Source organism: Burkholderia sp. Ac-20345 (assembly GCF_017104825.1).
Lineage (GTDB): Bacteria > Pseudomonadota > Gammaproteobacteria > Burkholderiales > Burkholderiaceae > Burkholderia > Burkholderia lata_B.
The window spans coordinates 46,490-73,422 of the sequence record NZ_JAAGPO010000009.1; the positions used below are offsets into that span (position 1 = coordinate 46,490).

Below are 26,933 nucleotides of genomic sequence, written 5' to 3' on the forward strand. Positions count from 1 at the left end.
CGATCGCGACGGAATGCGATCGGCTCGGCTGTCGCGTTCCTGGCAGCGCGCCGGTGCGGCTACCGGGACATCGACGGAATGGAGCTGGTGGTTGCCTTCGCATAGAAGCCGACCAGCGTGTCGTGCATCTGTTGACGGCTGGCGTCGTCTGCGTATGCCATATGGCCTCCCGGGTACAGCACCCGCGTGTAGTTGGACTGCATTTGCGATTGCGGGACCTGGCCGCCGTTCGGATCCGATACGTATTGCATGTCCCAGTCGATTGCGGCGGCCGGGACCACGCCGTCGTAGTACCCGGCCGCGGTCAGCACCTGCATTTTCGGATTGATCGCCATTTCGTCGGCAATGAAAATGGTCGCGTCCGGAAACGGGAGCCGAGAACCATCCGGATAGCTCGTGAGCTTGTTCCAGGCAGAACTGATCGCCGAATTCAGCCCTTGATATCCGGAAACCGCTTGATACTTGAGCGTGTTGTACGCATACGACGTGAAGATCGGCGTATAGGCGGACAGGTCGTCAAGGGATGGATCGTAAGTCAGGTAATTGCTGATCGATGCGGGGATCGTGGTTCCCGTTAACGCCTTGCGTAAATCATAAAGCCCGAGCGTCTTTCCATTGACCATCGCATCAACGGACGCGACAAAGCCGAAATTCGTCACATAAAACGACTGCGCACCGACTTGACTCACCATCGCATTGGCCATGCGCAGCGTGATGCTTTGGTCTGCGGAACTGGACGGCGAACCTGTCGCGGCCTGATTGAAGAGGTAGCTATTGTTTGCCGACGCGTACACGCCGTTTCCGAGCAGTGCATTGAGCGGCTGAACCGACGCTTGCGACTGGGTCATCGCGGCAGCCGAGCTTTGCCAGGACGTGTCGATCGATCCGTCGCTACCGATCGGATTGGCGAGTTTCTTCAGGTCGTTGAATACGAAATCTTCAGACTTTTGAAAAAGATCGGTGAGACTCAGGTTGGCCAGTGACGGGTCGCTAATTGCCCCCCAGTATTTCGCGGCCATTGTAATGGTGGGAATCGTGAATGCAGGAAGCGGATAGCGCCGTGCGGGGTGAACCGACCCGTCCGGGTAGCGGTTGGAACTGGCATTTTCGTAGAAATTCAACGCGGGTGCCTGCATCAGGAGACCGCTCAGCTTGATTCCGTACGTATCGTGCAGCGTGTACGACATGATCCCGACACGCGGGCCGCCGTACGACTCGCCGTAGATCATCAACGGCGACTGTCCGCGGTTGTTGATGTTCAGGTAGCGGTAGATCAGCCCCGCATTGACCAGTTCATCCGCATCGACACCCCAGAAATCCTTGTTCTGCTTCGGCGCGATCGCTTCGGAATAACCCGTTCCCGGCGGATCGACGAACACGATATCGGTCTTGTCGAGCAGCGTCTGCGGATTTTCTCCCAGGGTGACGTCATTGGGACCGGAGACGGTCGAGCCTTGTGCGGAAAATACCCGCATCGGCGCGTAAGAACCCATATGGAGAAAGTTCGACGATGAACCGGGCCCGCCGTTGAAGAAGAAGGTGACAGGGCGCTTGGTGACGTCCGCGCCGTCCAGCGTGTATGCCGTATAGAAGAGCGACGCCGTCGGCGCGTTGGTGTTGGGATCCCGCACGGTCAGGTGGCCCGCCGTCGCCGTATAGGTCAGGGGCTTGCCGTTGAGCGTAATGCGATGGTGCGTCACGGCCGCTGCTTCCGTCGCGGACGGTAGCGATCCGGTTGCGGTCGTGTCGTAGGCCGTGTTGTCGACGTAGGGCTGGTCGGCGGCCAATTGCGGCAGCGACGGCGATGCTGGTGTGGTGGCGGACGTGGTTTGAGGCGGTAGCGGCGCCGGTGCCGCAGCGGAAGACGTTGTAGCGGCCGGGCCGTCATCGCCACCGCAGGCGGATACGAGACATGCGGCGAGGATGGCCGCTCCGAGATAGGCGGCCTTGATCGACGGTAGTCGACGGCCGAAATGATTCGCATCAGGTAAACGCGACATTTTTACCCCTTCTGTTCGAATTTGAAAAAGCGAGAAAATTTTTATACGTCTCCTCTATTTGGCAACCTCCTGTTTGCCGTCTTTTAATGAATTTAATAGGCGTGAAAAATCCTGCACGATTACGCGCCGCAGGTATTGTTTGGTGAATTAACCCCGATCAGGGCCGCTGTTCTTTTAATGAAGCGAGGGCTTAAGTGATGTCTCCATTAGTATGGCGTGCTGAATGTATGTCACAAAATTTTACGGCGCAAGAGGTTTGTGGAAGTTAAAAAATGTTTCTCATGTTTTTATAAACATCGATTAACTCAAGGGATTTTCCAATCAATAAGGATGCTTTTTGATTGTTGGATGTCAGCGGATATTCGACTTGCGCGCGAGCGGGAAGTGGGCGGCGTCGACGTCGGCCGGATCGTCCGCCATGCGTCACCGTAAGGGAAGCGGCCGCCTTCCGGATGAGCCTGTTGTGGCGTACGTCCCCTGCGCTCGGGCGGAATCCCGATGCCGGACAGCCGCCGTCCCGTCGAGCGTGCCGGTGTGCCGTTCCGGCGATGCGTCTCGTTCGTTGGTTCGACGCGCCCGGCGTTGCTCGGCCACCGTTGCCGACGATCGGGCGCGTCGCCAATCCCGCCGGTCAACGCCGGCGACCCATCAGGAAAACCCTGATGCGGCCCGGCGAAGCGGTCTTTTTCATGCCCCGGCCGCCGCTGCAGCCGTTTCACCGCCAGCCCGTGGCGGCCCCCATGCCGGGTGGCCGCTCCCCTCGATCCAGCATGGCTTTCAGGTCGTATTGCCTGTCATGTAGGGTATGGAAAGTCGCAGAATTTCGACGATATTTCCGCGTTTCAATACCTGTCAGGTATTGAAACGGCCGCCTAAAAGTATTGGACGCTCGATTCGGCCGAGACGTATAAATCGCCTCAAGAACTTCACCCACACGGCGTGCCCCATGTCCTCCGTCACCATCGAACGCATCGAAACCCGCCTCGTCGACCTGCCGACGATCCGCCCGCACAAGCTGTCGGTGGCCACGATGTATGGCCAGACGCTGATGCTCGTGAAGGTGTTCTGCAGCGATGGCGTGTCGGGCCTCGGCGAAGGCACGACGATCGCCGGGATGGCGTACGGCCCGGAAAGCCCCGAAGCGATGAAGCTGGCGATCGACACGTATCTCGCGCCGGCAATCGTCGGCAAGGACGCGACGCGCATCCAGACGCTGATGGCGTTCCTCGGCAAGCTCGCGAAGGTCAACCACTTCGCGAAGAGCGCGCTCGAAACCGCGCTGCTCGACGCGCACGGCAAGCGGCTCGGCGTGCCGGTGAGCGAACTGCTCGGCGGCCGCCGCCGTGACCGCCTGCCGGTTGCGTGGACGCTCGCATCGGGCGACACGGCCACCGACATCGCCGAAGCCGAGCGGATGCTCGACCAGCGCCGCCACAACGTGTTCAAGCTGAAGATCGGCGCGAAGGCGCCCGAGGCCGATATCCGCCACGTGGCCGAGATCAAGAAGGCCGTCGGCGATCGTGCATCGGTGCGCGTCGACGTGAACATGGCGTGGAGCGAAACGCAGGCCGCTCGCGCGATTCCGGCGCTGGCCGATGCCGGCTGCGAACTGGTCGAGCAGCCGGTGGCCTCGGCCGCGGCGCTGGCGCGCCTGATGCGCCGCTTCCCGATCGCGCTGATGGCCGATGAAATCCTGCAGGGCCCCGACAGCGCATTCGACATCGCGAAGCATCACGGTGCCGACGTGTTCGCGATCAAGATCGAACAGAGCGGCGGCCTGTTCGCCGCGCAGCGCGTCGCCGCGATCGCGGATGCGGCCGGCATCGAGCTGTACGGCGGCACGATGCTCGAAGGCGCGTTCAGCACGGTGGCGTCTGCGCACCTGTTCGCGAGTTTCGCGAACCTGCAGTGGGGCACCGAACTGTTCGGGCCGCTGCTGATCACCGAAGAGATCCTGACGCAGCCGCTCGATTACAGCGACTTCGAACTGACCGTGCCGGACGGCCCTGGCCTCGGCATCGAACTCGACGAGGACAAGGTCAGGCGTTTCACTCGCGACGGGCTGACGAAGGTCGCGCGATAACCCGAGCCAGGCAAAGGCCGTCATTCCCCCAATACACGTGGAGACACCATCATGAGCGTCAAAGTTTTCGATACCCGGGAAGTGCAGGATCTGCTGAAGGCCGCGTCGAACGCGGGCGCGGACAGCACGAAGGGCGGCAATGCGCGCACGCAGCAGGTCGTGCTGCGGCTGCTCGGCGACCTGTTCAAGGCGATCGACGATCTCGACATCACGCCCGACGAAGTGTGGGCCGGCGTCAACTACCTGAACAAGCTCGGCCAGGACGGCGAAGCGGCGCTGCTCGCGGCCGGCCTCGGCCTCGAGAAGTATCTCGACATCCGGATGGATGCCGCGGACAAGGCAGTCGGCCTCGACGGCGGCACGCCGCGCACGATCGAAGGGCCGCTGTATGTCGCGGGCGCACCGGTGCGCGACGGCGTGTCGAAGATCGACCTCGACGCGGACGACGGCGCGGGCCCGCTCGTGATCCACGGCACGGTCACGGGCATCGACGGCAAGCCGATCGCGGGCGCGCTGGTCGAATGCTGGCACGCGAATTCGCACGGCTTCTATTCGCACTTCGACCCGACCGGCAAGCAGAGCGATTTCAACCTGCGCGGTGCCGTGAAGACGGGCGCCGACGGCAAGTACGAATTCCGTACGCTGATGCCGGTCGGCTACGGCTGCCCGCCGCAAGGCGCGACGCAGCAGCTGCTGAACGGCCTCGGCCGCCACGGCAACCGCCCGGCGCACGTGCACTTCTTCGTCGACAGCAACGACCACCGCAAGTTGACGACGCAGTTCAACATCGACGGCGATCCGCTGATCTGGGATGACTTCGCGTATGCGACGCGCGAGGAGCTGATCCCGCCCGTGGTCGACAAGACCGGCGGCACGGCGCTCGGCATGAAGGCCGATGCGTACCAGGACATCGAGTTCAACTTCGTGCTGACGCCGCTGGTGCAGGGCAAGGACAACCAGATCGTCCACCGCCCGCGCGCAGCCGCGACGGCCTAACCGCCCGCCGGCGCGGCGCGGATGCGCCGCCGCCGGCCGGGTTCCCGCGAGATTCAACCGATTACCGATGCGAGCGTGCTTGCAGGACGCGGCACGCGCATGGGAGGAGCCAACATGTCCGCCACGATCGACCAAGCCACCGACCTGGATCACCTGCTCGCCACCGCCGTGCAGGACGACAAGGAGGCAGGCGTATTCCGCTGCCGCCGCGACATCTTCACGAACGCCGAGCTGTACGAGCTCGAGATGAAGCACATCTTCGAGAGCAACTGGGTGTACCTGGCGCACGAAAGCCAGATCCCGGCCAACAACGATTACTACACGACGTGGATCGGCCGCCAGCCGATCGTGATCACGCGCGACAAGACGGGCGAGCTGCACGCGGTGATCAATGCCTGCGCACACAAGGGCGCGATGCTGTGCCGCCGCAAGCACGGCAACAAGGGCAGCTTCACGTGCCCGTTCCACGGCTGGACGTTCTCGAACACCGGCAAGCTGCTGAAGGTGAAGGACGAGAAGACGACCGAGTATCCGGTGCAGTTCAACACGCACGGCTCGCACGACCTGAAGAAGGTCGCGCGCTTCGCGAACTATCGCGGCTTCCTGTTCGGCAGCCTCAGCGCCGACGTGCTGCCGCTCGAAGAGTATCTCGGCGAAGCGCGCGTGATCATCGACCAGATCGTCGACCAGGCGCCGAACGGGCTCGAAGTGCTGCGCGGCAACTCGTCCTACATCTACGAAGGCAACTGGAAGATGCAGATGGAGAACGGCTGCGACGGCTACCACGTCAGCACCGTGCACTGGAACTACGCGGCGACGATGGGCCGCCGCAAGGAAGACGGCACCAAGGCCGTCGACGCGAACAGCTGGAGCAAGTCGGTCGCGGGCGTGTACGGCTTCGACAACGGCCACATCCTGCTGTGGACGCAGACGATGAACCCGGAAGTGCGGCCGGTGTACCAGCACCGTGACGAGATCAAGGCGCGCGTCGGCGACGTGCAGGCCGACTTCATCGTCAACCAGACACGCAACCTGTGCGTGTACCCGAACGTGTTCCTGATGGACCAGTTCAGCACGCAGATCCGCGTGGTGCGGCCGCTCGGCGTCGACAAGACCGAAGTCACGATCTTCTGCTTCGCGCCGAAGGGCGAGAGCGAGACCGACCGCACGGTGCGGATCCGCCAGTACGAAGATTTCTTCAACGTGACGGGCATGGGTACGGCCGACGACCTCGAGGAGTTCCGCGCATGCCAGGCCGGCTATGCGGGCATCACCGCGATGTGGAACGACCTGTCACGCGGCGCGCCGCTGTGGGTCGACGGGCCCGACGAGAACGCGAAGAAGATGGGGCTGAACCCGCGCATTTCCGGCGAGCGCAGCGAAGATGAAGGGCTGTTCGTGTGCCAGCACGAACACTGGGTGCATGTGATGCGCGATGCGCTGAAGAAAGAACGCGGGGAGGTGGCAGCATGAGCTTCGATTACCGGATCATTTGCGCGGCGCTGTATCGCGAAGCGCGCCTGCTCGACGATCGCCAGTGGGACGAGTGGCTGACCTGCTACACGGAGGACGTCACGTACTGGATGCCCGCGTGGGACGACGACGATCGGCCGACCGAGGATCACCAGAGCCAGATCTCGCTGATGTACTACCCGGACCGCGGCGGCCTCGAGGATCGCGTGTTCCGGATCAAGACCGAGCGCAGCGGCGCATCGACGCCCGAGCCGCGCACCAGCCACAACGTGACGAATGTCGAGGTGCTGGCCGAACGCGACGGCGAGGTGGACGTGCGCTACAACTTTCACACGCTGAACCACCGCTACCGCGTGACCGATCACTTCTTCGGCACGATGTTCGTCACGTTGCGCCGTGCGGGCGATGAACTGCTGATCTCGTACAAGAAGATCGTGCTGAAGAACGACTACATCCGGCAGGTGCTCGACGTCTATCACGTCTGACACCGTTGCTTTGTCATGAAAGGAAGTGGAGGTGACGCCATGTCCAGCTACAAGATTGCACTGAATTTCGAGGACGGGGTAACCCGCTTCATCGATTGCAAGGCCGGCGAGAAGGTTCTCGACGCGGCCTTCCGCGCGAAGATCAACCTGCCGATGGATTGCTCCGACGGCGTGTGCGGCACCTGCAAGTGCCGCGCCGAAAGCGGTAGCTACGACCTCGGCGACGATTACATCGACGACGCGCTCACCGAAGACGAAAAGGACGGCGGCCTCGTGCTGACCTGCCAGATGGTGCCGCAAAGCGATTGCGTGATCGCGGTGCCGACGTCGTCGGTCGCATGCAAGACGGGCCAGAGCGGGTTCGCCGCCACGGTCACGAAGGTCGAGCAGCACAACGATGCGGCCGTCGTGCTCGAACTCGACGTCGGCGCGGCCGCGCCGGTCTTCCTGCCGGGCCAGTACGTGAACATCGACGTGCCCGCGAGCGGCCAGCATCGCTCGTACTCGTTCTCGTCGGCGCCGGCCGACGCGAAGGTCAGCTTCCTGATCAAGAAGATTCCCGGCGGCGTGATGAGCACGTGGCTCGAATCGGCGCAACCCGGCGACACGCTGGAACTGCACGGGCCGCTCGGCAGCTTCTACCTGCGCGACGTGCAGCGGCCGCTGCTGTTCCTCGCAGGCGGCACGGGGCTCGCACCGTTCCTGTCGATGCTCGAGGTGCTCGTGCGCACCGGGTCGCAGCACAAGGTGCACCTGATCTACGGGGTGACGCGCGATCTCGATCTCGTGCTGGTCGAAGCGATCGAAGCCTACGCGGCGAAACTGCCGAACTTCAGCTTCGCGACGGTCGTCGCGGACGCGGATTCGAGCCATGCGCGCAAGGGCTGGGTTACGCAGCACATCCCGGCCGATGCGCTGAACGACGGCGACGTCGACGTGTATCTGTGCGGGCCGCCGCCGATGGTCGACGCGGTGCGCAAGTACTTCGACGACGAAGGCGTGAAGCCGAACAGCTTCCACTACGAGAAGTTCACCCCCAACGTCACGGCAAAGGCAGCGTGATCATGCAACGATTCTCTGGCAAGGTCATCGTCGTCACGGGCGCCGCGCAGGGCATCGGCCGCGGCGTCGCGCTGCGCGCGGCGGCCGAAGGCGGCAGGGTGCTGTTCGTCGATCGCGCGGATTTCGTCGCCGAGGTCGCGGCCGAAGCGACCGGTTGCGAGACGGCCGGATTCGTCGCCGATCTCGAAACGTACGAAGGTGCGCATGCGGCGGTCGCACACGCCGTGCAGACGTTCGGCGGCATCGACATCCTGATCAACGGCGTCGGCGGCGCGATTCGCATGCGCCCGTTCGCCGAATTCGAGCCGGCGCAGATCGATGCGGAAATCCGCCGCTCGCTGATGCCGACGCTCTATACGTGCCACGCGGTGTTGCCGCACCTGCTCGCGCGCGGCGGCGGCACGATCGTCAACATCTCGTCGAACGCGACGCGCGGCATCCGCCGCGTGCCGTACTCGGCGGCGAAAGGCGGCGTCAATGCGCTGACGGCGGCGCTCGCGATGGAATACGCGGCGCACAACATCCGGGTCGTGGCCACCGCGCCGGGCGGCACCAGCGCGCCGCCGCGCCGCGTGCCGCGCAACGCGGCCGGCGACAGTGAACAGGAACAGGCGTGGATGGGCGAAGCCGTGCGCCAGGTTACGGAATCGACGTTCTTCAAGCGCTACGGCAGCCTCGACGAACAGATCGCGCCGATCCTGTTCCTCGCGTCCGACGACGCGAGCTACATCACCGGCACGGTGCTGCCGGTCGCGGGCGGCGATACGGGTTGAGCGGCGCATCACAACGCCGCTTGCAGGTGTTCAACGTATTTCATCGACAACCAACCGGCCGGCGCGATGAAGCCGGCCACGGAGACCTCCATGCGTGATCGCAAAGCCATCGTTCCGGCGGGAATGGAAGCGGTGTACGAGAAGATCGGCTACGCGCCCGGCCTGAAGGTCGGCGATACGCTGTACGTATCCGGCCAGATTGGCCGCGATGCGGCGATGCAACTCGTCGAAGGCCGTGAAGCCCAGATCGTGCAGGCATTCGAGAACCTGAAGCACGTGCTGGAAGCCGCCGGCGCAACGTTCAGCGACGTGGTCGACCTGACGACGTTCCATACCGACATGCGCGACCTGCCGCTGTTCATGCAGGTGCGCGACCGCTACCTCGATGCGCACCCGAAGCCGGCGTGGACGGCGGTCGGTGCGCACATGCTGGGCGGCGCGCCCGGCTATATCGTCGAGATCAAGGCAGTGGCCGTGTCGGCGGCGTGATTCGCGGTGACGAGGTGCTGGCTCGAGAGACTTCGCGACGCGCGACGGAATCCTGACGAATGGCTTTCTCGCGACCTTCGGCGTGAATCGTCGCGCCGCGGTCAGCGACAAGTCGCGCGAGTTCGTTTATGGTGCGAGGGAACGCAGCGTCGTCTCTTTCCTTCCGTCGAGAATCCGCGATGAAATGCCTGCCACGCGCCATCTTCGCCGCCCTCGCTTTCACCGTCGCGCAAGCCGCGCTCGCCCAGGTGCCGGGAACGGTGCAGCTCGAAGACATGACCTGGACCGAACTGCGCGACAGCATCCGGGCCGGTAAGACCACCATCCTGATTCCGGTCGGCGCGACCGAGCAAAGCGGGCCGTACGTGGCGCTCGGCAAGCACAACGCGCGGGTCAAAGTGCTGTCCGAGCGGATCGCGGAAGGCCTCGGCAACGCGATCGTTGCGCCCGTCATCGCTTATGTGCCCGAGGGCGGTTACGCGCCGACGACGTCGCACATGCGCTTCCCGGGCACGATCACCGTGCCCGACGACGTCTTCGAAAAGACCCTCGAGTCCGCAGCCAACAGCTTCCGGGTCCATGGCTTCACGAACATCGTGTTCCTCGGCGACCACGGCGGCTACCAGAACGACATCAGACAGTCGGTCGCCCGGCTCAACAAGTCGTGGGCCGGCACGGGCGCGCGCGCGTTCGTGCCGGCCGCGTATTACGGCACCAGTTCCGACGGTTATGACCAGATCCTGCGCGAGCACGGCGTGCCGGCCGCGGATATCGGCACGCACGCGGGGCTGGCCGATACGTCGCTGCTGCTGGCCGTCGAGCCGCGCATGGTCAGGGTCGACAAGCTGCGCAACGCCGCGAAGCCCGGCGCTGTCGACGGCGTCTACGGCGGCGATCCGCGTCATGCGAGTGTCGAACTCGGCCGGCTGGGCACCGACGCGATCGTGTCGCGTACCGTCGACGCGATCAGAAAGGAAATCGCCGGCCGCTGACGCAGCCTTGCCATCGCACCGCCTTTGCCGTCGTTCCATTCAATCGAACAGGGACATCGTCATGCAACCGCGCTTTCGCCGTCACATCCGCTTCTCCCGTCCCGCGATCGTCATCGCGGCAGCGCTGGCCGGCTTTGGCGCTCACGGTGCGCTTGCGGCGCCAGCCGTCGCGGCCGTGCCCGGCATGCCGCCCGTCATCAACCCCGACAACCTGTACAGCGAGGCGCAGGCCGGCCGCATGAGCGCGGCGGTAGCGGGCGCATTGCCGCGCATCTATGTGCCGAACCTGAGATCGAACGACGTCTACGTGATCGACCCGGCCACGTACAAGGTCGTCGACCGGTTCGCGGTCGGCCGCAGTCCGCAGCACGTCGTGCCGGCATGGGATCTGCAGACACTGTGGGTCGCGAACAATGCGGAAGGGCGGACCGACGGCAGCCTGACGCCGATCGACCCGAAGACGGGCAAGCCCGGCCAGGCAGTGAGCGTCGACGATCCGTACAACATGTATTTCACGCCCGACGGCAAGGAGGCGATCGTGGTGGCCGAGGCGCATGCGCGGCTCGACTTCCGCGATCCGAACACGATGGCGCTGAAATCGAGCCTCGATGTGCCGCAATGCAAGGGCATCAACCATGCTGACTTTTCGATCGACGGCCGGTATGTGCTCTTCACGTGCGAGTTCGGCGGCAAGCTCGCGAAGATCGACCTGGTGAACCGCAAGGTGATCGGCTACCTCGAACTCGACCGGAAGGGGATGCCGCAGGACATCCGCGTGTCGCCGGACGGCAAGGTGTTCTATGTCGCCGACATGATGGCAGACGGCGTATACGTCATCGATGGCGACGGCTTCACGAAAGCCGGTTTCATCCGCACCGGCGTCGGCACGCACGGGCTGTATCCGAGCCGCGACGGCACCAAGCTCTATATCGCGAATCGCGGCTCCAATCATGTCCACGGGCCGCGCCACGGCAAGGGCAGCGTATCGGTGCTCGATTTTGCGACGCGCAAGGTGGTCGCGACCTGGCCGATCCCCGGCGGCGGCAGCCCCGACATGGGCAACGTCAGCGCGGACGGCAAGACGCTGTGGCTGTCGGGCCGCTTCGATGACGTCGTCTACGCGATCGACACCGCGAGCGGCGCGGTCCGGTCGATTCCCGTCGGCATGGAGCCGCACGGCCTGACCGTGTGGCCGCAGCCGGGGCGTTATTCGCTCGGCCATACGGGAAACATGCGGTAGGGCGGCGGCCACGTGGCGTCCCAACCGGAGAAAGCCGATGACCGAACCCCAGTCCCCTGACACGACGCCTCCGCACGCGGAGCCTGGCGCACACGATGCACTCGAGCACTTGCTCGGCAGCCTGCACCGGCATGGATTCCTGCATTTGGCGAGCGAGGTCGTCAGCGCGAACGCGCGGCTGGCCGACACGTTCGTCGATGCGCTCGACAAGCCGGGCATGCAGAGCGGCATGCAGAATCTCGCGGTGCTGCTGATGGCGCTGTCGCGCATTCCGCCCGAGCAGTTCGGCAGGGCCGTGTTCGCGGCCGCCGACGCGCTGCACCACGTCGGCGCGTGGCAGCCGGCACAGCACGAGCATGTCGCCCCCGGCGTGCGCGGCGCCTACCGGCTCCTGCACGACGAAGCGCTGTGGGACGCGTTGACGCCGTTGCTCGAAGGCTTGAAGGTGTTCGCGCAAGGGCTTGCGCGCGATCCGGGGACGCCCGTTACCGCGCCCGGCGAGCAGACGAAGGGCACGTGACGGTGTCCGGTTGCATGCCGCGTCATTCCCACGCGTGCTTGCTGAACTGATAGCCCTTGCAGCGGATCGTCTTGATTCGCTTCGGCTCCGTGACGTCGTCACACAGCTTGCGGCGCAGCTTCGAGATGCGGCCGTCGATCGAGCGGTCGAAGCCGTCGAACTCGATCCCGCGTAACAGCACCGTCAGGTCTTCCCGGCTGACCACCTCGCCGGCGCGGCAGGCAAGGGCCCACAGCAGGTCGAATTCGGTTGAAGTCAGGCGAGGCGCGCTACCGTCAGGAAGGCGAACCTTGCGATCGGCCCGGTCGATCGAAAACTTGCCGAACTCGAATCGATGGGGCGATGCCGGTGCGACGTCGGCCGAGCGCATGCGTATCCGTCGCAGGTGGGCCTTGATCCGCGCGAGCAGGATGCGCGGCTCGACCGGTTTGTGGAGAAAGTCGTCCGCGCCGAATTCCAGGCCGAGCAACTCGTCGAACTGTTCGTCACGGGCCGTCATCATGATGACGATGCCGTCGTACTGCATGCGTGCCTCGCGGCAAATCTCGAAGCCGTCCTTGCCCGGCAGATTGATGTCGAGAATCACCAGGTCGGGGCGACGCGCGACGATCGTGGACACGGCGTCGGTGCCGTCAAGCAGCGTGTCCACGTCGTACTGATGCTTGCGCAGATAGTCTGCGATCAGCGCGGACAATTGGACGTCGTCTTCGACGAGCAGGATTCGGATGGGCATCGCTAAACGAGGGGGCAAAACGGGAAAACGGCGAGCGGTTAGGCCCAGTCCGAACGCGTGGTAGCCGAGGCGACGCGGATGATACTGCGAAACATTCCGGTGGAATGTGGTGAAATCTGCATCGTCCGTCGAACCCTTCCGCACGGAAATCTTTGCCGTTCTGCAACAAACGTCGACGAACGACCCGATGAGCGGGTGAGATCCTTCAGCGCGATATCTGGCTCGTAGCCGGCAGCGGACCCTGACCAGGCGTAGTTCGGGCAAAAGCGTTCGCGGAAATCGGCTGATGTGGACGCCGCGACGCCATTCGATTCAGGCCAGGTAAAGATTACTCGACAGATCATTACGAAATATTACACGATCTGCCGTAGATGGCTCCCTACAATTCTCACCACTGGCCGGGAACATGACGTGCCGCGTTTCCGTCCCGTCGTCGAAGTCTCTGCAGAGACGAAGGCAGTGATCGATTCACGCAGTTGCCCGCACTCGGCGCGCGGCTGCCGCCTTCGTATGCGGGCGGATCGGAATTGACGCGGCACCGGCTTTCGATGGGAAAGCTTGTCGGCGGTACGTCAGACAAATAGGAATGCGAAATGGATCAGTTGCAAGTCGTCCACAGTATCGAGGTGCTCACCAACGCAATCGAAGTAGCGGTCGCCCGCGCCGACTGGAGCGAGGCCGTCCGCGCCGCGGAAGCGCGTTCAAGGTTCCTGATGACGCTTGTGCCCGATCAACCGGAAGAGGTCCACGCGGCGATCGGGAGAATGCAGGAAGCCGATTTGCGGATCTCTACCGCCGCACGGGAAACGCTGGAGGCACTCGTCGCCGAGGGCCGGAAGGCGTTGCACGAAACCCGTCTGGCGGCGAACGCGTTGGCCGCGCAGCCGCTGTGGCCCGGGGCGGACGCCGTGGCCTCCCGATCCTCCTCGTGGCTCTCGTGAGTTTCACGCCACGTCGCGACGCACATGCTCAATATGCGGCCAGGTCTTCAGAAGGGCCTGTCAGGTCTCAACGTTTCGGTGGCAGTATGCGATTTCGAAAACGCATCAGTTATGTCGATGCAACACGGTGGTTCGTCGATGGCGACCACGATCGGGTGGAAACCCGTGACGGCGGACGGGCGGTTGCCACGCCGGAAGGCTGGCGTCCGGTGCAGGCGGGCGACTGGATATTGCTGGATGAGCGTGGCAACTGTTGGCCGATGGACAACGGGCTCTTTGCCAGTCTCTATGAGCCGGTCATGGAGTGAGCGGGGATGACGCACCGGCGCCGCATGCCGATGCGGCACGCCCGTGATAGCCGGTGCGGCATCGCAGCCTACCGGCTCGCGCGCGAAAACAGCAATGTGTCGGCGTCGTTGAACCGGATCCGGATCGGTTCGCCATAACCGGCTTTCTCCGCCACGCGGATCGACGCGACGTTGGTCGGTGCGATCACGCACACGCTGCGCTCGAACCGCTGCTGCCCATCGAGCCACGCGAGCGCGGCCGCGAGCGCTTCGGTCGCGTAGCCCTTGCCGTGCGCCCACGTCGCAAGTGCCCAGCCGGCTTCCGGCACGCCGCGAATCGACGGCTCGATGAGCCGGTGGAAATCGGCGAAGCCGAGATCGCCGACATAGCGGCCCGATGCCTTTTCCCGAATCGCCCAGTAGCCATAGCCCAGCAGCGGCCACAGCCCGCGATACGCGAGCATGCGCATCCACGAGTCGCGCGGTGCGGACGGCTCGCCGTTGAAGATGTGCTCGACGACCTTCGGCTCGGTCCACATCGTGGCGAGCGCTTCGAAGTCGCCGAGGGGATGGCCTTCGAGGACGAGGCGCGGTGTATCGAGAACGGGCGGGGAGGAGACGGGCGGCATCGTGGTGGGCGGAAAAGGGGGGAAGGCCGGGCGGCTAGACCGTCAGCACGTCGATGCCGCGCTGACGCAGGTCGTCGACCACGGCAGCGTCGGCGCCCGTATCGGTGATCAGCATGTCGAGCTGCTCGACGCTTGCGATGACGGAGAGGTTGCGCTTCATCAGCTTCGATGAATCCGCAACCGCGATGACCTGGCGTGAAATCTTCAGCATCTGCGCGTTCAGCTGCGCTTCGAGCAGGTGCGGCGTCATCAGGCCGATCTCGGGATCGAGGCTGTCGACGCCGAGAAACAGCCGGTCCGCGTACAGCCCCTGAAGCGCGACGACGGCCTGCGGCCCCGACAGCGAATAGGAGTTCGGCCGAAGCTGCCCGCCGGGCATGATCAGGTTGATATGCGGTGCGGCCGCGAGCAGCACGGCCACGTTCAGCGCATTCGTGATCACGTTCAGCGACTGCAGCTTCATCGTGACGATTTGCTTCGCGATTTCCTCGGTCGTGCTGCCCGAGTCGAGCAGTATCGTTTCGCCGTCGCCGATCAGTGCGGCGGCGGCCGTCGCGATCCGCACCTTTTCCGCGTGCCGGAGCTTCTGCTTGACCGCGATCGGTACCTCGTCGCTTTCGCGCAGCACGAGCGCACCGCCGTGCGTGCGCAGCACCGCACCGGCGGCCGCGAGCGCGTTCAGGTCGCTGCGCACCGTGACGAGCGAGATGCCGAACCGCTCGGCCAGCTCCTCGACGGTGACTTTCTCCCGTTCGCGCACCAACTCGCAGATCAGGCGGCGGCGTTCCTCGACGAGCAACGGTGCGTGATCGACGGCGGGCGGCGGAGGCACTCTGTGAGCGGGCATGTCCATTTCGGCAAGACTGGGAGCCGAAATGATATCAAAACCCCTGCCCGGGCTGGAGCGCGCGCAACGCCGACGGATCGAGGGGCCGGCCCGCCAGCCGGGCCGCGTGGACGGCCGCGCCGACATGCGGGCCGAGCTGCGGCGCGGTGAGTACCGCGTGCGGGATGCAGCGGGCGAGCGCATCGCGCAGCGGATCGAGCACGAGCGCGTCCGCATTGAACACACCGCCCGAATACGACACGGGCAACGGCTGATCGGGCGGCCAGCCGAGCGCGCGCGCAACGCTGGCCGCGAGCCGCGCGAGTTCGTCCGTTGCGCGCAGGATCAGCGTATGCGCTTCGGTGTCGCCCGCGCGCGCCGCGTCGATCACGAGCCGCGACAACTGCGCGAAGCGGCTGCGCACGGCGCCCGAATTCACGGCCGCACACAGGTCGAGATCGTGGTCGAGCGAGAAGTGCGCGCGCACGATGTCGAACAGCGGCCCGCGCACGGTGCGGCCGTCCGCCATCCGCGAGAACGCGGCGAGCCCTTCGCGCGCGAGCCAGTAGGCCGAACCCTCGTCGCCGAAGATCTCGCCCCAGCCGCCGCAGCGCGCGGCGCGGCCTTCGCGTTGCCCGTACGCGATCGACCCGGTGCCGGCGACGATGCTGATGCCGTCGCCGCCGGCCAGCGTGCCGGCCCAGCTGCACACCATGTCGTTGCCGATCCGGTAGCGCTCGCGCGCCAACAGCGGTGCGAGCAGGCCGTCGAGTTCGGGCAGCAGGCGGCTGTCCTCGCCGTATGCGGGCAAGCCGGCGAACGCATACGCGATCTCGTCGCGCGCGACGTTTGCTGCGGCCAGCACCGCGAGCACACCGTCGGCGAGCAGCGTGCGCAGCGCGTCCATGCCGATCTCGAGGTAGTAGCTGGTGGTCGTTTCATGGCGCGCACGCACGCGGCCTTGCTGGTCGATCACCATGAACGCGGTTTTCGTGCCGCCGCCGTCGATGCCGAGAAAGAGTGGAGTCATGTGGGCTGCCCTGCATACGGATGGATGGTGACGCCGGCGACGACCCGGTTGACCGTGCCGGACGCGCTCGGGTTGTCGGGCGTGAGCCCGAGCCGCAGCGACGCAAGCAGCGCGAAGCACTGTGCGAGGATCAGCGCGACGGGCGCGAGCGCGAGATCGGGCAGGCCGGGCGGCAGCGGCACCGCGAGGTCGTCGTCGGACGGCGGCAGCGTCCCGGTGATGCTCGCGCCGTCGGACGGTGCGACGCCGATCGACAGTATGCCGGCCGCGTGGTTTTCGCGCCGCAGTTCGCGTAGCAGGTCGAGATCGTAGCGGCGCGTATGCGGATCGCCGGACAGCAGCACGACGACGAGCGTGCGCTCGTCGAGAAAGGTTTTCGGGCCGTGCCGGAAGCCGAGCGGCGATTCGGCCATCGCGACGATCAGCCCGTCGGTCAGTTCCAGCAGCTTCAGCGCGGCTTCGCGCGCGAGCCCGAGCAATGCGCCGCTGCCGAGATACACGACGCGCTCGGGCAACTGCCGCACGTGCGCGGCGATGCGCGAAGCCTGTTCGCGCAGCAGCGTGCGCGCAGCATCGGCCAGCGGCCCGACCGGCATGCCGGCCACGCCGAACGCCCAGGCCGCGGCGAGCAACATGCCGCTGAAACTGGACGTCATCGCGAACGCCTGGTCGTGCGTGGCCTCGGGCAGCAGCACGACGTGCGCGCGCGGATGCGTGCCGAGGCGGCGGTTCAGCAAGCCGTCGGCCGCGCATGTCAGCACGAGATGGCGGCAGCCGTCAACGAAACGGTCCGCCAGGTCGACGGCCGCGACGCTTTCGGGGCTGTTGCCCGATCGCGCGAACGAGACCAGCAGCGTCGGCACGCCGGGCTGCAGCGTGTCGCCGGGGTTCGAGACGATGTCGGTGGTGGCCACTGCTTCGACGCGGCCGCCGAAGCGATGCCGCAGCGCGGGCACGAGGCACTGTCCGATGAATGCCGAGCTGCCGGCGCCTGTCAGGACGATGCGCAGGCGCGGGTCGGCGAGCAGCGGCGCGAGAAACGCATCGAGTGCCGTGCGTTGCGCGTCGACGACGGCATGCACGTCGGGCCAGACGTCGGGTTGCTGGGCGATTTCGCGGGCCGTGTGAGCGGCGTGGCGGCGGGTGAGGTCGGCGGGATCGAGGTCGAAAAATTCCATGGGCGGATCTGAGGGGAGTCGGTCACGCGGCACACGCGTGAAGATACGGACGGATGGCCGCGGCCGTGCCGTCTTGCAACAGTGCGCTCGCACGCAGGCCGAGCCGCCCTTCGCGGACGGCCTCGTACTGGCGCGGCAGATGCTGGCTGACCAGCGTGAGCGGGGGCGGCGATGCGTCGAGGCGCGCGAGCAGGTCGGCGCACGCGCGCTGCACGGCCGGATGGGCCCAGTAGTAGCGGATGCGGTCGCTCAGGCTGTATGCGAGGTCGAGCTCGAGCTGCGCACCGGCCGCGTAGTAGTCGCGCCAGTGCTCGGGTTCGCTGCGCATCACGCCGAGCACGGTCGCGATGAAGCAGGCGTCGCCGCCGAGCCATTCGCGCTCGATCGCGGCGAGTGCCCACAGCGTTTCGCGCATCGCGAAGGTCACGCCGGGGCCCACCTTCAGGATCGCAAAGTGATCGCGCGCGAGTTGCGCGAGATTGTCGGGTGTCTGGTAGTCCGTCGAATGCGCTTCGAACACGAGCGCGGGTTCGCGTTCGATGAATGCGCTCAGCGCGCGCGCGTTGCCGGCGTCGTAGTCGATGACCTTGTGATGATCGAACTCGACACCGGGCTGCACGACCATGGCGATCACGCGCGACCAGGCATCGTCGAGACCGGCGCGTGCGAACGCGTCCCGATGCAGCGCCAGCGTCGAGCCGGCTGCGTCGGGCGTCGTGACGGCCAGCGCGTCGAGTGTCTCGTGCGCACCGCCGGGCACCGGTACCTCGGTGCCGATCACGTAGACGGGCGCCTCGCCGCGCGGCGAGGTGGCTGCCCACGCCGCCTCGGCGGCGCGGCACAGGCGCACCGCACGCGCGGCGATCTCGGCTTCGGGCAACGGCGACGGATCGTCCGCGCACGACATCGAGCAGTCGAGATGCAGCTTGCGGAAGCCGGCCGCCACGTATTGCGCGACCATCGTCTCGGCCTTGTCCATCGCATGCGCGGCCGGCAGCCGGCGCCAGGCGTTCGGGCCGAGATGGTCGCCGCCGAGCAGGATCGCATCGGGGCTGATGCCTTCGCGTGCGGCGATGTCGAAGACGTAGCGGCGGAAGTCGCGCGGCGTCATGCCCGTATAGCCGCCGTCCTGGTTGACCTGGTTGCAGGTCGCTTCGATCAGCGCAGGGCGCTCGCGCGCTGCGCATTCGCGCAGCGCCGCGGCGATCGCGACCGGATGCGCGGAGCATACGGACGGGATGCCGACCGCGGGTACGCCGTGCGGCGCGTGACGGGGCGCCTGCTTGTGGCGGCGGACGAGATCGAGCAGGGTGTTCATGCCGATTCTCCCGCCGCGTTGGTTGCCGCTGCGCCTTCGGGCTGCAGCGCGAGCAGCAGCGCGGCGAGCAGCGCCAGCGCGATACCCGTCAGCTTGCTGCCGGTCGGCGTCGTGCCGGTGACGGCCATCGAGATCACCGACGTCAGCAGCGGCGCGCCCGCGTTGACGAGCGGCGATACGACGATCGCCTTGCCGAAGCGGAACGCATACACGAGCGTCAGCGCGCCGATCGCGTTCAGCACCTGGATCGCGGCGGCGAGGCCCGGGCCGCCGCTTCCGTAGTTGATCGTGCGGCCGAAATCGGTCATCCACAGCGCGAACGGCACGCAGAGCAGGCCCGTCAGCGCCATGTAGAAGAAGATCGATTCCGCGTCCATCGTCGTGTTCGCGATCTTGATGAGATACGCCTGCAGCCCCCATGCAACGAGCACCAGCAGCGCGAGCGCGAACCACATCCCGAACCGGGCGGGCCCCTGGCCCGACTGGAAATCGAATAGCGGCAGCGAGCACAGCGCGAGCACGATGCCGGCCACGCCGAGCTTGCCTGTGCGCTCGCGCAAAAGCAGGAACGACAGCGCGATCGTCAGTGCCGGCGACAGCGACACGATCGGGAACACGAGATACGGCGGCCCCGATTCGACCGCGCGAAACAGCAGCATCTGCCCGCCCGCGCCGAGCAGCCCGATGGCGAGTCCGAGCGCGAGCGACCGGCCGTCGTGCCGCACGCGCCAGCCGGCACGTCCGAGCGCGACGAGCGCTGGCGGAATCATCGTGAACGCCCAGACCACGTAGATCAGCGTATCGGGGAAGCCCTGCTCGGCGGGCAAGCCGGTGAATGCACCCCACACGCCCCACAGCAGGGTCGTGACGAGCGCGTGAACGAGCCAGTTGTTTTGCATCGGTCGCGTCTTTCGAAATAGGTTCAGATTCGTCGAATGCTTTCGTTTTGTGGCATGAAAGATGAAATCGGCAGGCTTTCGACGGGCAGCCACGACAACGTATCGGGAAAAAATTTCAGGATCACGCGTCGGGAGCCACCAATCTATTGTCTTTCGATTTCTTTCGTTATTAGTGTAAACCACAAACGAAAGAAATCGAAAGATGATCTAGATTGCCGATCTGCGCGAGACAGATGTGTCGCGCACGGCCCTTCTTCACGAGGAATTCCGCATGAACGCTTGCTTTTCCTTTCGATATCCCCCGCCAGTCCGGCTTGCCGGCAGGCCGGCACGGTGCGCGTCGCTTCGCCGCGAGGTGCACCCATGACCACCCGGCGGGCGTTCGTGCAGTGGCTGGCCGCCGGCGCGGCGAGCCCGATCCTGGTCGGTGTCGGGGTGCGCGATGCACGCGGCGCTGAACCGCGGCGCGTCGCGCTGCGTGACGACCGGTTCGTGATCGAGTTCGACCCGGCGATGCGCAGCCGGCTGGCCGTGCGTCGCGGCGGCGGCACGCGCACACTGACCCGGTTCGATGCGAGCGAGACGCTCGAACAACTGATCGGTCCGGCGCCGGCGCCGACGGCGGATGGCCCTGCGCCCGACACGCGGCCGGTGCGCACGATCGACCGCTTTGCGATCGTCGACGCCGCGCACGCTGAAGTCTCGACCCGGTTCGGCGCGGGGCGGCAACTGCGGCTGGTCGGGCGTTCGGCGAACGGCTTCGAGAAGACGGTACGCGTCACGCTGCTCGAAGCGCGGCCGGGCGTTGCGCTGATCGACACGCAGTTCCGCAACGTCGGCACGCAGGCGGCCGACATCCGCGCATGGAACGTCGGTGCGCACCGGCTGCTGCCGGCCGGCGCCGGCGCGGGCGGTTACTGGACCTATTCCGGCGCGAGCCATGCGGACCGGCGCGACTGGGTGCAGCCCGTGAAGGCCGGTTTCGACCAGCGCAATTTCATGGGGATGAACGCGTCGGATTACGGCGGCGGCACGCCGGTCGTCGACGTGTGGCGGCGCGACCAGGGCATCGCGCTCGGCCATCTCGACACCGTGCCGCGCCTGGTGTCGCTGCCGGTGAAGGGCATGCGCGACGAAGTGACGCTCGGCCTGCGCGGCGAGAAGACGGTCACGCTCGTGCCGGGCGCGACGCTCGAGGCACCGACCGCGTTCGTGATGCTGCACGACGGCGATTACTTCGTCGCGCTCGACACATACCGGCAGATGATGGGTGCGCAGGGCTTCCATTCGCCGCGGCCGCCGGCGAGTGCCTACGAGCCGATCTGGTGTGCGTGGGGCTACGAGCGCCAGTTCAGCCTCGACTACGTGCGCGCCACGTTGCCGAAGGTGCAGGAGCTCGGCTTCAAGTGGGCCGTGCTCGACGACGGCTGGCAACGGCGGACCGGCGACTGGGTGCCCGACCGCGCGAAATTTCCGGCCGGCGACGCGGACATGAAGGCACTCGTGGACGACATCCACGCGCGCGGGCAGAAGGCGCGGCTCTGGATCGCGCCGCTCGCGGTCGCGCCGGGCAGCGACGAGCTGCATGACCACACCGACATGCTGCTGCTCGACGCGGACGGCGCACCGCAGGCGATCACATGGTGGAACAGCTTCTACCTGTGCCCGGCCTACGCGAAGACGCAGGCGCACGTCGCGGGGCTCGTGAAGAAGGTGATCGGCGAGTGGGGCTTCGACGGGATGAAGATCGACGGCCAGCACCTGAACGGCGTCGCGCCGTGCTTCAACCCCGCGCACCGCCATGCGCGGCCGGAGGATTCGGTCGAGCATCTCGCGGATTTCTACCGCACGTTCTACGACGCCGCGCATGCGGTCAAGCCGGATGCGGTCGTCGAAGTGTGCCCGTGCGGCACCGCGTACGCGTTCCACAACATGCGCTACATCGACCAGGCGCCCGCATCCGATCCGTTGTCGAGCTGGCAGGTGCGCCACAAGGGCAAGACGCTGAAGGCGCTGATGGGGGCGTCGTCTGCGTATGCGGGCGACCACGTCGAACTGAGTGACGGCGGCCGCGACTTCGCGTCGGCGGTGGGCGTCGGCGCCGTCATCTCGACGAAGTTCACGTGGCCCGTCGATCCGAAACCGAAGGATTCGTTCCTGCTGACGCCCGAGCACGAGCGGGAATGGCGGCACTGGGTCGAGGTTTACAACGCGCATCGGCTCGCCGAGGGCCGCTATCGCGGCGAACTGTACGACATCGCGTTCGACAAGCCCGAGGCGCACGTCGTGGAAAAGGACGGCGTGCTGCATTACGCGTTCTACGCCGACCGCTGGAGCGGCAAGGTCGCGCTGCGAGGCCTGCAGCCTGGACGGTCGTACCGGATCGTCGACTACGCGAACGGCAATCGCGAGGTCGGCCGCATCGCGCCCGGGCACGACGCGATCGCATTGCGCTTCGAGCATGCGGCGCTGCTGCGCGCCGAGCCGCTCGACGCATGAGCGTTACCCGGCATCACCGCGTATCACCGCTTGGCCGTGCCGTTGCCGAGCAACCTTGCAGTTCCTCAACACGCAGTGCCATTCGTCATCCCGATCCCTCCACTGGAGATGCTTCGATGAAAAAGACCTTACGCAACCTTTCCTGTGTCACGGCGCTCGCGCTGTGCGCATCGATCCTGCAGGCTTGCGGCGACGGGTCGTCCGACCCGCTGTCGGCCAGCGCCTTTGCCGCTTCCCCGCCGGTCGCGGCGGCGCCCGCGCGCGCCGCCGCGCACTGGACGCCCGTCGCGTCCGATACGTGGCAGTGGCAGCTCAGGGGCAAGCTCAATACGTCGTACAACGTCACGATCTACGACATCGACCTGTTCGATACCGATCCGGCGACGATCGCGGCGCTCAAGCAGGCCGGGCGCAAGGTCGTCTGTTATTTCTCGGCGGGGAGCTCGGAGAACTGGCGGCCCGATTTCTCGAAATTCAAGGAATCCGACCAGGGCAAGAAGCTCGACGACTGGGAGGGCGAGCGCTGGCTCGACATCCGTTCGAGCAACGTGCGCGACATCATGACTGCCCGCCTCGATCGCGCGGTGGCAAAGGGGTGCGACGGTGTCGAGCCCGACAACGTCGACGGTTACGCGAACGACACGGGTTTCCCGCTGCAGGACGCCGACCAGTATGCGTTCAACGTGTTCATCGCGAACGAGGCGCACAAGCGCAACCTGGCGGTCGGGCTGAAGAACGACGTCGATCAGCTCGTGGCGCTCGAACCGTCGTTCGATTTCGCGGTGAACGAGGAGTGCAACGAGCAGAAGGAGTGCGGCGGCTACAAAGTGTTCACGTCGAAGAACAAGCCCGTGCTGAACGCCGAGTATGCGGGCAAGTACCGTACGCCGAGCGGGCAGCGCGCGCTGTGCGATGCGGCGCGCACGCTCAACATGCGCACGCTCGTGCTGGCGAAGAAGCTCGACGACAGCTACCGGTTCAGCTGCGACGCATCCTGATCGAGCCGCGCCCGTCATAGCGGGCGAACCTGTGTGACCGGTTCTCGCGCGCACGCCACGTGCCCGGGCGTGCGCGCCGCAAGCGTCGCGATGCCGCGATCCGGCACAGCGCATGGCCGATATCGCGCCGGCGTCCGTTCAAATCGATTCGTATTACTTATCAATAATCACGATGAAAAATTGCATGCTGATTGCAGGTGCTGCCGTGGCGGCCGCGCTTTCCGTCGCCGCGCGCGCGGAGGGCTCGATCACGCTGTACGGCACGATCGATACGGGGATGGCGTACCTTAACCACGCGGAAGGCGGGAAGTCGCGCGTGTCGATGTCGTCGGGCGCGCTGTCGGCGAACGAATGGGGGTTGACCGGCAGTGAGGATCTCGGCGGCGGGATCAGCGCGATCTTCACGCTCGAGAACAATTTCGACGTCGCGACCGGCCAGCTCGACGAAGGTCGGCTGTTCGGTTCGAAAGCGTTCGTCGGCATCGCATCCGACAGGTGGGGCAAGCTGACGCTCGGCAGGCAGAACGATCCCGTGACGGATCTCGTGCAGCCGATCACGGCCGATGCGTTCAGCGGGCTTTTCGCGCCGCCCGGCGACGTCGACAACTACGACAGCAGCGTGACATTCAGCAACGCAGTCAAATGGACGAGTGCGACATGGCGCGGCGCGACGGTCGCGGCGATGGTCTCGCCGGGCGGCGTGGCCGGCGCGTCGGGGTCGGGACTCTCATATGCCGGTGCGGTCGGTTATGCCGACGGCGCGCTAAGCGTCGCGGCCGGCTATCTGCACGTCGACAACGGCAATGCGATCCATTCGACGCGCGGCGCGTCGTCGGCCGATGCGTTTTTCAAGAGCGCCGTCAGTCGCGCGTATGCGTCGGCCCGTTCGATCGGGATCGCGCGCGCCGGTGCGCAATATGCGATCGGCAACGTGACGGTCGGCGCGGCGTTCAGCTTCAGCGAATACCGCCCCGACGCGTCGTCGTCGTTCGTGCAGGCGGAGCGCTACCGGAACGGCTCCGCGTTCGTGCAATGGCAGGCGCTGCCGTCGCTGCTGACGATCGTCGGCTACAACTTCACGTGGTCGGGCGGCGATTCGTCCGCGCGCTATCACCAGGTCAACGTCGGTGCCGACTATCTGCTGAGCAAGCGCACCGATCTCTATACGACCGTCGGCTACCAGCATGCGAACGGCTTCAATGGGGCGGGGTCGGCCCAGGCCGTGATCGGGTCGTACAACGTCGATGCCGGTACGAACTCGCAACTGCTTGCGATCGTCGGTATCCGGCACAGGTTCTGAGCCCGCAGGCCCGTTTGCGCGTTACTTCCGGCTTTTCAGGAAGGTCCGCCCCTCGGCCGTGATCGACGCGCCGGAGCGGCCGTGCGCGGAATGGCTGACGAAGCCCGCGCTGACGAGCTCTCGTGCGATCGACCAGCCGAGCGCCGGCGCATCGCGCCCGTAGCGGACGTCGGCGAGGCGTTCGAGCGCCCAGATGGCGGAGGCCGACAGGTTCGGGGTGTTGGACGTGAAGTTGTCGCTCATCGCTTCCTCGTGAAAAGGGGGATTCGGGGTGGGCGGGATGCCGTGACATCGGGTGGCGCGGGTCAGCGCGCTTGCAGCACGGGCAGCAGTGCCTGCAGTGCAGCCTCCTCGTCGGGGCCGGTGGCCAGCACCTGTGCGGACGTGCCGCCGTGCACCTGCAGCGCCGAGACGGCGGCGCTGTCCTTCGCATCGCTGCTGATCCCGTTCGCGATCAGCAGGATGTCGCTTTCGAAGCCGCGCGCCGCGTCGACGGCTGCTTCTCGTGCGGCGCCGCCGCGATTGCGGTTCCATGCGGGGCCGATTTCAACGTACACAACGGTTGCCACGATGTCGGAAAGCCTCTGGACGGGAACGTCGGAATCGGTGTGCGGCGCCGGGCCGGCAGTGCGCCAGACACGCGTGAAACGCGCTTTCCCTTACGACCCAGGGAAGCCGGCGGCGCGGCCCGGGTGTGTCATCCTGCTTGGATGTGCCGGCATTCTCGGTGAAACGGGCCGCAAGTCCGGCGAACGGCGCGAAAGCGGCAATTATAATACAGCGGTCAAGATATGTGTATTGCATTATAATGTCGTGTGTGCCGAAGGCGGCCCGCCGATCCGTCGGCGCGCGCCTCCAGGGCGCGCCGGGCGACGCTGCCAGCGCGTCCGGCATTTTTATCGACGACTCAACTCCCCCTGAATGGAAGCTGCAATGAACGCCGCCCCCGCCTGCCCGCAATGCGCGATGGAAAACACTTATCCGGACGGCACGCTGACCGTATGCGCGGACTGCGGCCATGAATGGTCGGCAGGCGCCGGCGCCGAAACGGGCGACGAACCGGCGGGCGACGTCGTCAAGGACGCCAACGGCAACGTGCTGTCGGATGGCGATTCGGTCGTGCTGATCAAGGACTTGCGCGTGAAGGGCTCGTCGATCACGCTGAAGATGGGCACCAAGGTCAAGAGCATCCGGCTCGTCGGCGGCGATCATGAGGTCGACTGCAAGACCGACATGGGCGGCTTCATGCTGAAGGCCTGCTACCTGAAGAAGGTCTGAGCACACACGCCCCGATCGACCGTTTTCAATCGACTTCCCGCTCATGGCCGAGGATCGAATTTCCTATGACGCGTTCGTCAGGTTCCTGGCGACGCCGCTGAACGACGGCCGGCCTTTCGTGCTGGAGACGAAGCACGCGCTTTCGCTGCACTTCGACCATTTCGGCACGCAGAGCTTCATGTCGCTCCGCGATCCGGGCCGGCTCGAACTCGGCTATACGCGTGTGATGATGGGCTTTCTGCTGCTGCAGCCCGAGCCTGCGCACATCTGCATGCTCGGGCTCGGCGGCGGTTCGCTGGCGAAGTACTGTTACCGGCACCTGGCCGGCGCGGCGATCGACGCGGTCGAGATCAACCCGGACGTGATCGCGCTTCGAGACGTATTCAGGATTCCTTCCGATGACGGCCGGTTCGCGGTGGTGTGCGCCGACGGCGCGGATCATCTGGAAAGGGGGGATGTCAGGACGGACGTGATCCTGCACGACGCGTTCGTCGCCGACGGCATGCGGGGCCGGTGTACAGGCGCTGCATTCCTCGCTGCATGCCGCGAGCGCCTCAGCGAAACCGGCGTGCTGGCAATCAACTTCATGGACGACGATCCGGCGCTGCCGGAGCACCTCGAGCAGCTGCGATCGGTGTTCGGTGCCTCGTATACGCTGGTGCCGTGCGGCGACGACAACAACTTCATCGCGTTCGCATGGAAGGGCGGCAGCCGGCTGCCGTCGCTGCGTATCCTGCTCGAACGCGCACTTGCGTGCGTACGGGCCGGCGAGCTCAAGCTGGCGGCCACGGCGAGGCGCATGAAGGTGGGGGAGAATGTCGACCCGCAGCGGCTGGTGCTGCGAGCACAGCCGCACGGGCGATGGGAAATCGGCACGTAAGCGGTGCCGCCGGCGTGGCCTGTA

General features: G+C 65.8%; 27 protein-coding genes. 17 read left to right on the forward strand and 10 right to left on the reverse strand.

Going from position 1 to position 26,933, the window contains the following annotated elements; genetic code table 11:
- Window positions 1–59: 59 nt before the first annotated feature.
- Window positions 60–2,000 (reverse strand): hypothetical protein, encoded by a 1,941-nt coding sequence (locus tag G3O06_RS06460; RefSeq protein WP_205815462.1) that lies wholly within the window; start codon window positions 1,998–2,000, stop codon window positions 60–62.
- A gap of 946 nt (window positions 2,001–2,946) precedes the next feature.
- On the opposite strand from G3O06_RS06460, the gene G3O06_RS06465 reads away from it, so the two are divergent.
- The 10 genes from G3O06_RS06465 to G3O06_RS06510 all read left to right on the forward strand — a co-directional run bounded on the left by G3O06_RS06465 (window position 2,947) and on the right by G3O06_RS06510 (window position 12,113).
- Entirely contained in the window at window positions 2,947–4,083 is a 1,137-nt protein-coding gene (locus tag G3O06_RS06465) for a muconate/chloromuconate family cycloisomerase (protein ID WP_205815463.1), read from the forward strand.
- Window positions 4,084–4,134: 51 nt separating this feature from the next.
- A complete protein-coding gene (catA, locus tag G3O06_RS06470) occupies window positions 4,135–5,079 on the forward strand; it encodes a catechol 1,2-dioxygenase (protein ID WP_205815464.1) in 945 nt (314 codons plus the stop codon).
- 114 nt (window positions 5,080–5,193) lie between these two features.
- The gene (locus G3O06_RS06475; protein ID WP_205815465.1) at window positions 5,194–6,552 is read left to right on the forward strand and encodes a Rieske 2Fe-2S domain-containing protein; all 1,359 of its coding nucleotides are present in this window, start codon (window positions 5,194–5,196) and stop codon (window positions 6,550–6,552) included.
- Entirely contained in the window at window positions 6,549–7,037 is a 489-nt protein-coding gene (benB, locus tag G3O06_RS06480; RefSeq protein ID WP_205815466.1) for a benzoate 1,2-dioxygenase small subunit, read from the forward strand. The genes G3O06_RS06475 and benB overlap by 4 nt, the downstream gene beginning before the upstream one ends.
- A gap of 39 nt (window positions 7,038–7,076) precedes the next feature.
- Window positions 7,077–8,099, forward strand: coding sequence for a benzoate 1,2-dioxygenase electron transfer component BenC (benC, locus tag G3O06_RS06485; RefSeq protein WP_205815467.1), 1,023 nt, complete (start codon window positions 7,077–7,079; stop codon window positions 8,097–8,099).
- A gap of 2 nt (window positions 8,100–8,101) precedes the next feature.
- Complete coding sequence (gene benD / locus G3O06_RS06490; RefSeq protein ID WP_205815468.1) at window positions 8,102–8,872, forward strand: benzoate diol dehydrogenase BenD; 771 nt, start codon at window positions 8,102–8,104, stop codon at window positions 8,870–8,872.
- Window positions 8,873–8,962: 90 nt separating this feature from the next.
- Window positions 8,963–9,361, forward strand: a complete 399-nt coding sequence (locus G3O06_RS06495) for a RidA family protein (RefSeq protein ID WP_174980349.1) — start codon at window positions 8,963–8,965, stop codon at window positions 9,359–9,361.
- A gap of 179 nt (window positions 9,362–9,540) precedes the next feature.
- The gene (locus G3O06_RS06500; protein WP_205815469.1) at window positions 9,541–10,353 is read left to right on the forward strand and encodes a creatininase family protein; all 813 of its coding nucleotides are present in this window, start codon (window positions 9,541–9,543) and stop codon (window positions 10,351–10,353) included.
- 61 nt (window positions 10,354–10,414) lie between these two features.
- Window positions 10,415–11,593 carry a YncE family protein gene (locus G3O06_RS06505; RefSeq protein WP_205815470.1) on the forward strand — a complete coding sequence of 393 codons (1,179 nt, stop codon included), beginning with the start codon at window positions 10,415–10,417 and terminating at the stop codon, window positions 11,591–11,593.
- Window positions 11,594–11,630: 37 nt separating this feature from the next.
- The gene (locus tag G3O06_RS06510; protein WP_175000743.1) at window positions 11,631–12,113 is read left to right on the forward strand and encodes a DUF1641 domain-containing protein; all 483 of its coding nucleotides are present in this window, start codon (window positions 11,631–11,633) and stop codon (window positions 12,111–12,113) included.
- A 22-nt stretch (window positions 12,114–12,135) separates the two neighbouring features.
- Here G3O06_RS06510 and G3O06_RS06515 read toward each other — a convergent pair whose 3' ends face one another.
- On the reverse strand, window positions 12,136–12,846 hold the full coding sequence (locus G3O06_RS06515) for a response regulator (RefSeq protein WP_174967215.1): 711 nt from the start codon (window positions 12,844–12,846) through the stop codon (window positions 12,136–12,138).
- Between the two features lie 593 nt (window positions 12,847–13,439).
- Between G3O06_RS06515 and G3O06_RS06520 the strand changes: the two genes are divergently transcribed.
- On the forward strand, window positions 13,440–13,787 hold the full coding sequence (locus tag G3O06_RS06520; protein ID WP_241019554.1) for a hypothetical protein: 348 nt from the start codon (window positions 13,440–13,442) through the stop codon (window positions 13,785–13,787).
- 86 nt (window positions 13,788–13,873) lie between these two features.
- Window positions 13,874–14,095, forward strand: coding sequence for a hypothetical protein (locus G3O06_RS06525; RefSeq protein WP_205815471.1), 222 nt, complete (start codon window positions 13,874–13,876; stop codon window positions 14,093–14,095).
- A gap of 68 nt (window positions 14,096–14,163) precedes the next feature.
- Here the strand turns inward: G3O06_RS06525 and G3O06_RS06530 are convergent, their stop codons facing one another.
- From G3O06_RS06530 to G3O06_RS06555, 6 genes are read right to left on the reverse strand one after another with little or no spacing between them, the layout of a single operon-like run.
- Window positions 14,164–14,703, reverse strand: a complete 540-nt coding sequence (locus G3O06_RS06530; RefSeq protein ID WP_174980344.1) for a GNAT family N-acetyltransferase — start codon at window positions 14,701–14,703, stop codon at window positions 14,164–14,166.
- A gap of 34 nt (window positions 14,704–14,737) precedes the next feature.
- Entirely contained in the window at window positions 14,738–15,550 is an 813-nt protein-coding gene (locus G3O06_RS06535) for a DeoR/GlpR family DNA-binding transcription regulator (protein WP_063805315.1), read from the reverse strand.
- 34 nt (window positions 15,551–15,584) lie between these two features.
- Window positions 15,585–16,559, reverse strand: a complete 975-nt coding sequence (locus G3O06_RS06540) for a BadF/BadG/BcrA/BcrD ATPase family protein (protein WP_205815472.1) — start codon at window positions 16,557–16,559, stop codon at window positions 15,585–15,587.
- Window positions 16,556–17,737, reverse strand: a complete 1,182-nt coding sequence (locus G3O06_RS06545) for an SIS domain-containing protein (protein WP_205815473.1) — start codon at window positions 17,735–17,737, stop codon at window positions 16,556–16,558. Before G3O06_RS06545 ends, G3O06_RS06540 begins: the two co-directional genes overlap by 4 nt.
- A 22-nt stretch (window positions 17,738–17,759) precedes the next feature.
- Window positions 17,760–19,055 (reverse strand): D-tagatose-bisphosphate aldolase, class II, non-catalytic subunit, encoded by a 1,296-nt coding sequence (locus tag G3O06_RS06550; protein WP_205815474.1) that lies wholly within the window; start codon window positions 19,053–19,055, stop codon window positions 17,760–17,762.
- On the reverse strand, window positions 19,052–19,954 hold the full coding sequence (locus tag G3O06_RS06555) for a DMT family transporter (RefSeq protein WP_205815475.1): 903 nt from the start codon (window positions 19,952–19,954) through the stop codon (window positions 19,052–19,054). The genes G3O06_RS06550 and G3O06_RS06555 overlap by 4 nt, the downstream gene beginning before the upstream one ends.
- A gap of 363 nt (window positions 19,955–20,317) precedes the next feature.
- On the opposite strand from G3O06_RS06555, the gene G3O06_RS06560 reads away from it, so the two are divergent.
- The 3 genes from G3O06_RS06560 to G3O06_RS06570 all read left to right on the forward strand — a co-directional run bounded on the left by G3O06_RS06560 (window position 20,318) and on the right by G3O06_RS06570 (window position 24,751).
- The gene (locus G3O06_RS06560; protein ID WP_205815476.1) at window positions 20,318–22,453 is read left to right on the forward strand and encodes a glycoside hydrolase family 36 protein; all 2,136 of its coding nucleotides are present in this window, start codon (window positions 20,318–20,320) and stop codon (window positions 22,451–22,453) included.
- Between the two features lie 116 nt (window positions 22,454–22,569).
- A complete protein-coding gene (locus tag G3O06_RS06565) occupies window positions 22,570–23,451 on the forward strand; it encodes an endo alpha-1,4 polygalactosaminidase (protein WP_205815477.1) in 882 nt (293 codons plus the stop codon).
- Between the two features lie 172 nt (window positions 23,452–23,623).
- The gene (locus G3O06_RS06570; protein WP_205815478.1) at window positions 23,624–24,751 is read left to right on the forward strand and encodes a porin; all 1,128 of its coding nucleotides are present in this window, start codon (window positions 23,624–23,626) and stop codon (window positions 24,749–24,751) included.
- A gap of 21 nt (window positions 24,752–24,772) precedes the next feature.
- On the opposite strand, the gene G3O06_RS06575 is transcribed toward G3O06_RS06570, so the two are convergent.
- Window positions 24,773–24,994 carry a hypothetical protein gene (locus G3O06_RS06575; RefSeq protein ID WP_021158205.1) on the reverse strand — a complete coding sequence of 74 codons (222 nt, stop codon included), beginning with the start codon at window positions 24,992–24,994 and terminating at the stop codon, window positions 24,773–24,775.
- A gap of 62 nt (window positions 24,995–25,056) precedes the next feature.
- Window positions 25,057–25,320 (reverse strand): HPr family phosphocarrier protein, encoded by a 264-nt coding sequence (locus G3O06_RS49930; RefSeq protein ID WP_174980336.1) that lies wholly within the window; start codon window positions 25,318–25,320, stop codon window positions 25,057–25,059.
- A gap of 364 nt (window positions 25,321–25,684) precedes the next feature.
- Between G3O06_RS49930 and G3O06_RS06585 the strand changes: the two genes are divergently transcribed.
- Both G3O06_RS06585 and G3O06_RS06590 read left to right on the forward strand, forming a co-directional pair.
- Entirely contained in the window at window positions 25,685–26,029 is a 345-nt protein-coding gene (locus G3O06_RS06585; protein WP_021158207.1) for a zinc ribbon domain-containing protein YjdM, read from the forward strand.
- 43 nt (window positions 26,030–26,072) lie between these two features.
- A complete protein-coding gene (locus G3O06_RS06590) occupies window positions 26,073–26,909 on the forward strand; it encodes a spermidine synthase (protein WP_205815479.1) in 837 nt (278 codons plus the stop codon).
- Window positions 26,910–26,933: the final 24 nt, after the last annotated feature.

What these genes read in the sequence shown, in the direction of transcription:
- G3O06_RS06575 (WP_021158205.1), bottom strand. Translation starts at nt 24,994, where the DNA reads ATGAGCGACAACTTCACGTCCAACACCCCGAACCTGTCGGCCTCCGCC.
- benB (WP_205815466.1), top strand. Translation starts at nt 6,549, where the DNA reads ATGAGCTTCGATTACCGGATCATTTGCGCGGCGCTGTATCGCGAAGCG.
- G3O06_RS06475 (WP_205815465.1), top strand. Translation starts at nt 5,194, where the DNA reads ATGTCCGCCACGATCGACCAAGCCACCGACCTGGATCACCTGCTCGCC.
- G3O06_RS06510 (WP_175000743.1), top strand. Translation starts at nt 11,631, where the DNA reads ATGACCGAACCCCAGTCCCCTGACACGACGCCTCCGCACGCGGAGCCT.
- G3O06_RS06525 (WP_205815471.1), top strand. Translation starts at nt 13,874, where the DNA reads ATGCGATTTCGAAAACGCATCAGTTATGTCGATGCAACACGGTGGTTC.
- G3O06_RS06565 (WP_205815477.1), top strand. Translation starts at nt 22,570, where the DNA reads ATGAAAAAGACCTTACGCAACCTTTCCTGTGTCACGGCGCTCGCGCTG.
- benC (WP_205815467.1), top strand. Translation starts at nt 7,077, where the DNA reads ATGTCCAGCTACAAGATTGCACTGAATTTCGAGGACGGGGTAACCCGC.
- G3O06_RS06505 (WP_205815470.1), top strand. Translation starts at nt 10,415, where the DNA reads ATGCAACCGCGCTTTCGCCGTCACATCCGCTTCTCCCGTCCCGCGATC.
- G3O06_RS06570 (WP_205815478.1), top strand. Translation starts at nt 23,624, where the DNA reads ATGAAAAATTGCATGCTGATTGCAGGTGCTGCCGTGGCGGCCGCGCTT.
- G3O06_RS06530 (WP_174980344.1), bottom strand. Translation starts at nt 14,703, where the DNA reads ATGCCGCCCGTCTCCTCCCCGCCCGTTCTCGATACACCGCGCCTCGTC.
- G3O06_RS06515 (WP_174967215.1), bottom strand. Translation starts at nt 12,846, where the DNA reads ATGCCCATCCGAATCCTGCTCGTCGAAGACGACGTCCAATTGTCCGCG.
- G3O06_RS06585 (WP_021158207.1), top strand. Translation starts at nt 25,685, where the DNA reads ATGAACGCCGCCCCCGCCTGCCCGCAATGCGCGATGGAAAACACTTAT.
- G3O06_RS06545 (WP_205815473.1), bottom strand. Translation starts at nt 17,737, where the DNA reads ATGGAATTTTTCGACCTCGATCCCGCCGACCTCACCCGCCGCCACGCC.
- catA (WP_205815464.1), top strand. Translation starts at nt 4,135, where the DNA reads ATGAGCGTCAAAGTTTTCGATACCCGGGAAGTGCAGGATCTGCTGAAG.
- G3O06_RS06560 (WP_205815476.1), top strand. Translation starts at nt 20,318, where the DNA reads ATGACCACCCGGCGGGCGTTCGTGCAGTGGCTGGCCGCCGGCGCGGCG.
- G3O06_RS06520 (WP_241019554.1), top strand. Translation starts at nt 13,440, where the DNA reads ATGGATCAGTTGCAAGTCGTCCACAGTATCGAGGTGCTCACCAACGCA.
- G3O06_RS06550 (WP_205815474.1), bottom strand. Translation starts at nt 19,055, where the DNA reads ATGAACACCCTGCTCGATCTCGTCCGCCGCCACAAGCAGGCGCCCCGT.
- G3O06_RS06555 (WP_205815475.1), bottom strand. Translation starts at nt 19,954, where the DNA reads ATGCAAAACAACTGGCTCGTTCACGCGCTCGTCACGACCCTGCTGTGG.
- G3O06_RS06535 (WP_063805315.1), bottom strand. Translation starts at nt 15,550, where the DNA reads ATGCCCGCTCACAGAGTGCCTCCGCCGCCCGCCGTCGATCACGCACCG.
- G3O06_RS06540 (WP_205815472.1), bottom strand. Translation starts at nt 16,559, where the DNA reads ATGACTCCACTCTTTCTCGGCATCGACGGCGGCGGCACGAAAACCGCG.
- G3O06_RS06495 (WP_174980349.1), top strand. Translation starts at nt 8,963, where the DNA reads ATGCGTGATCGCAAAGCCATCGTTCCGGCGGGAATGGAAGCGGTGTAC.
- G3O06_RS06500 (WP_205815469.1), top strand. Translation starts at nt 9,541, where the DNA reads ATGAAATGCCTGCCACGCGCCATCTTCGCCGCCCTCGCTTTCACCGTC.
- G3O06_RS06460 (WP_205815462.1), bottom strand. Translation starts at nt 2,000, where the DNA reads ATGTCGCGTTTACCTGATGCGAATCATTTCGGCCGTCGACTACCGTCG.
- benD (WP_205815468.1), top strand. Translation starts at nt 8,102, where the DNA reads ATGCAACGATTCTCTGGCAAGGTCATCGTCGTCACGGGCGCCGCGCAG.
- G3O06_RS06590 (WP_205815479.1), top strand. Translation starts at nt 26,073, where the DNA reads ATGGCCGAGGATCGAATTTCCTATGACGCGTTCGTCAGGTTCCTGGCG.
- G3O06_RS06465 (WP_205815463.1), top strand. Translation starts at nt 2,947, where the DNA reads ATGTCCTCCGTCACCATCGAACGCATCGAAACCCGCCTCGTCGACCTG.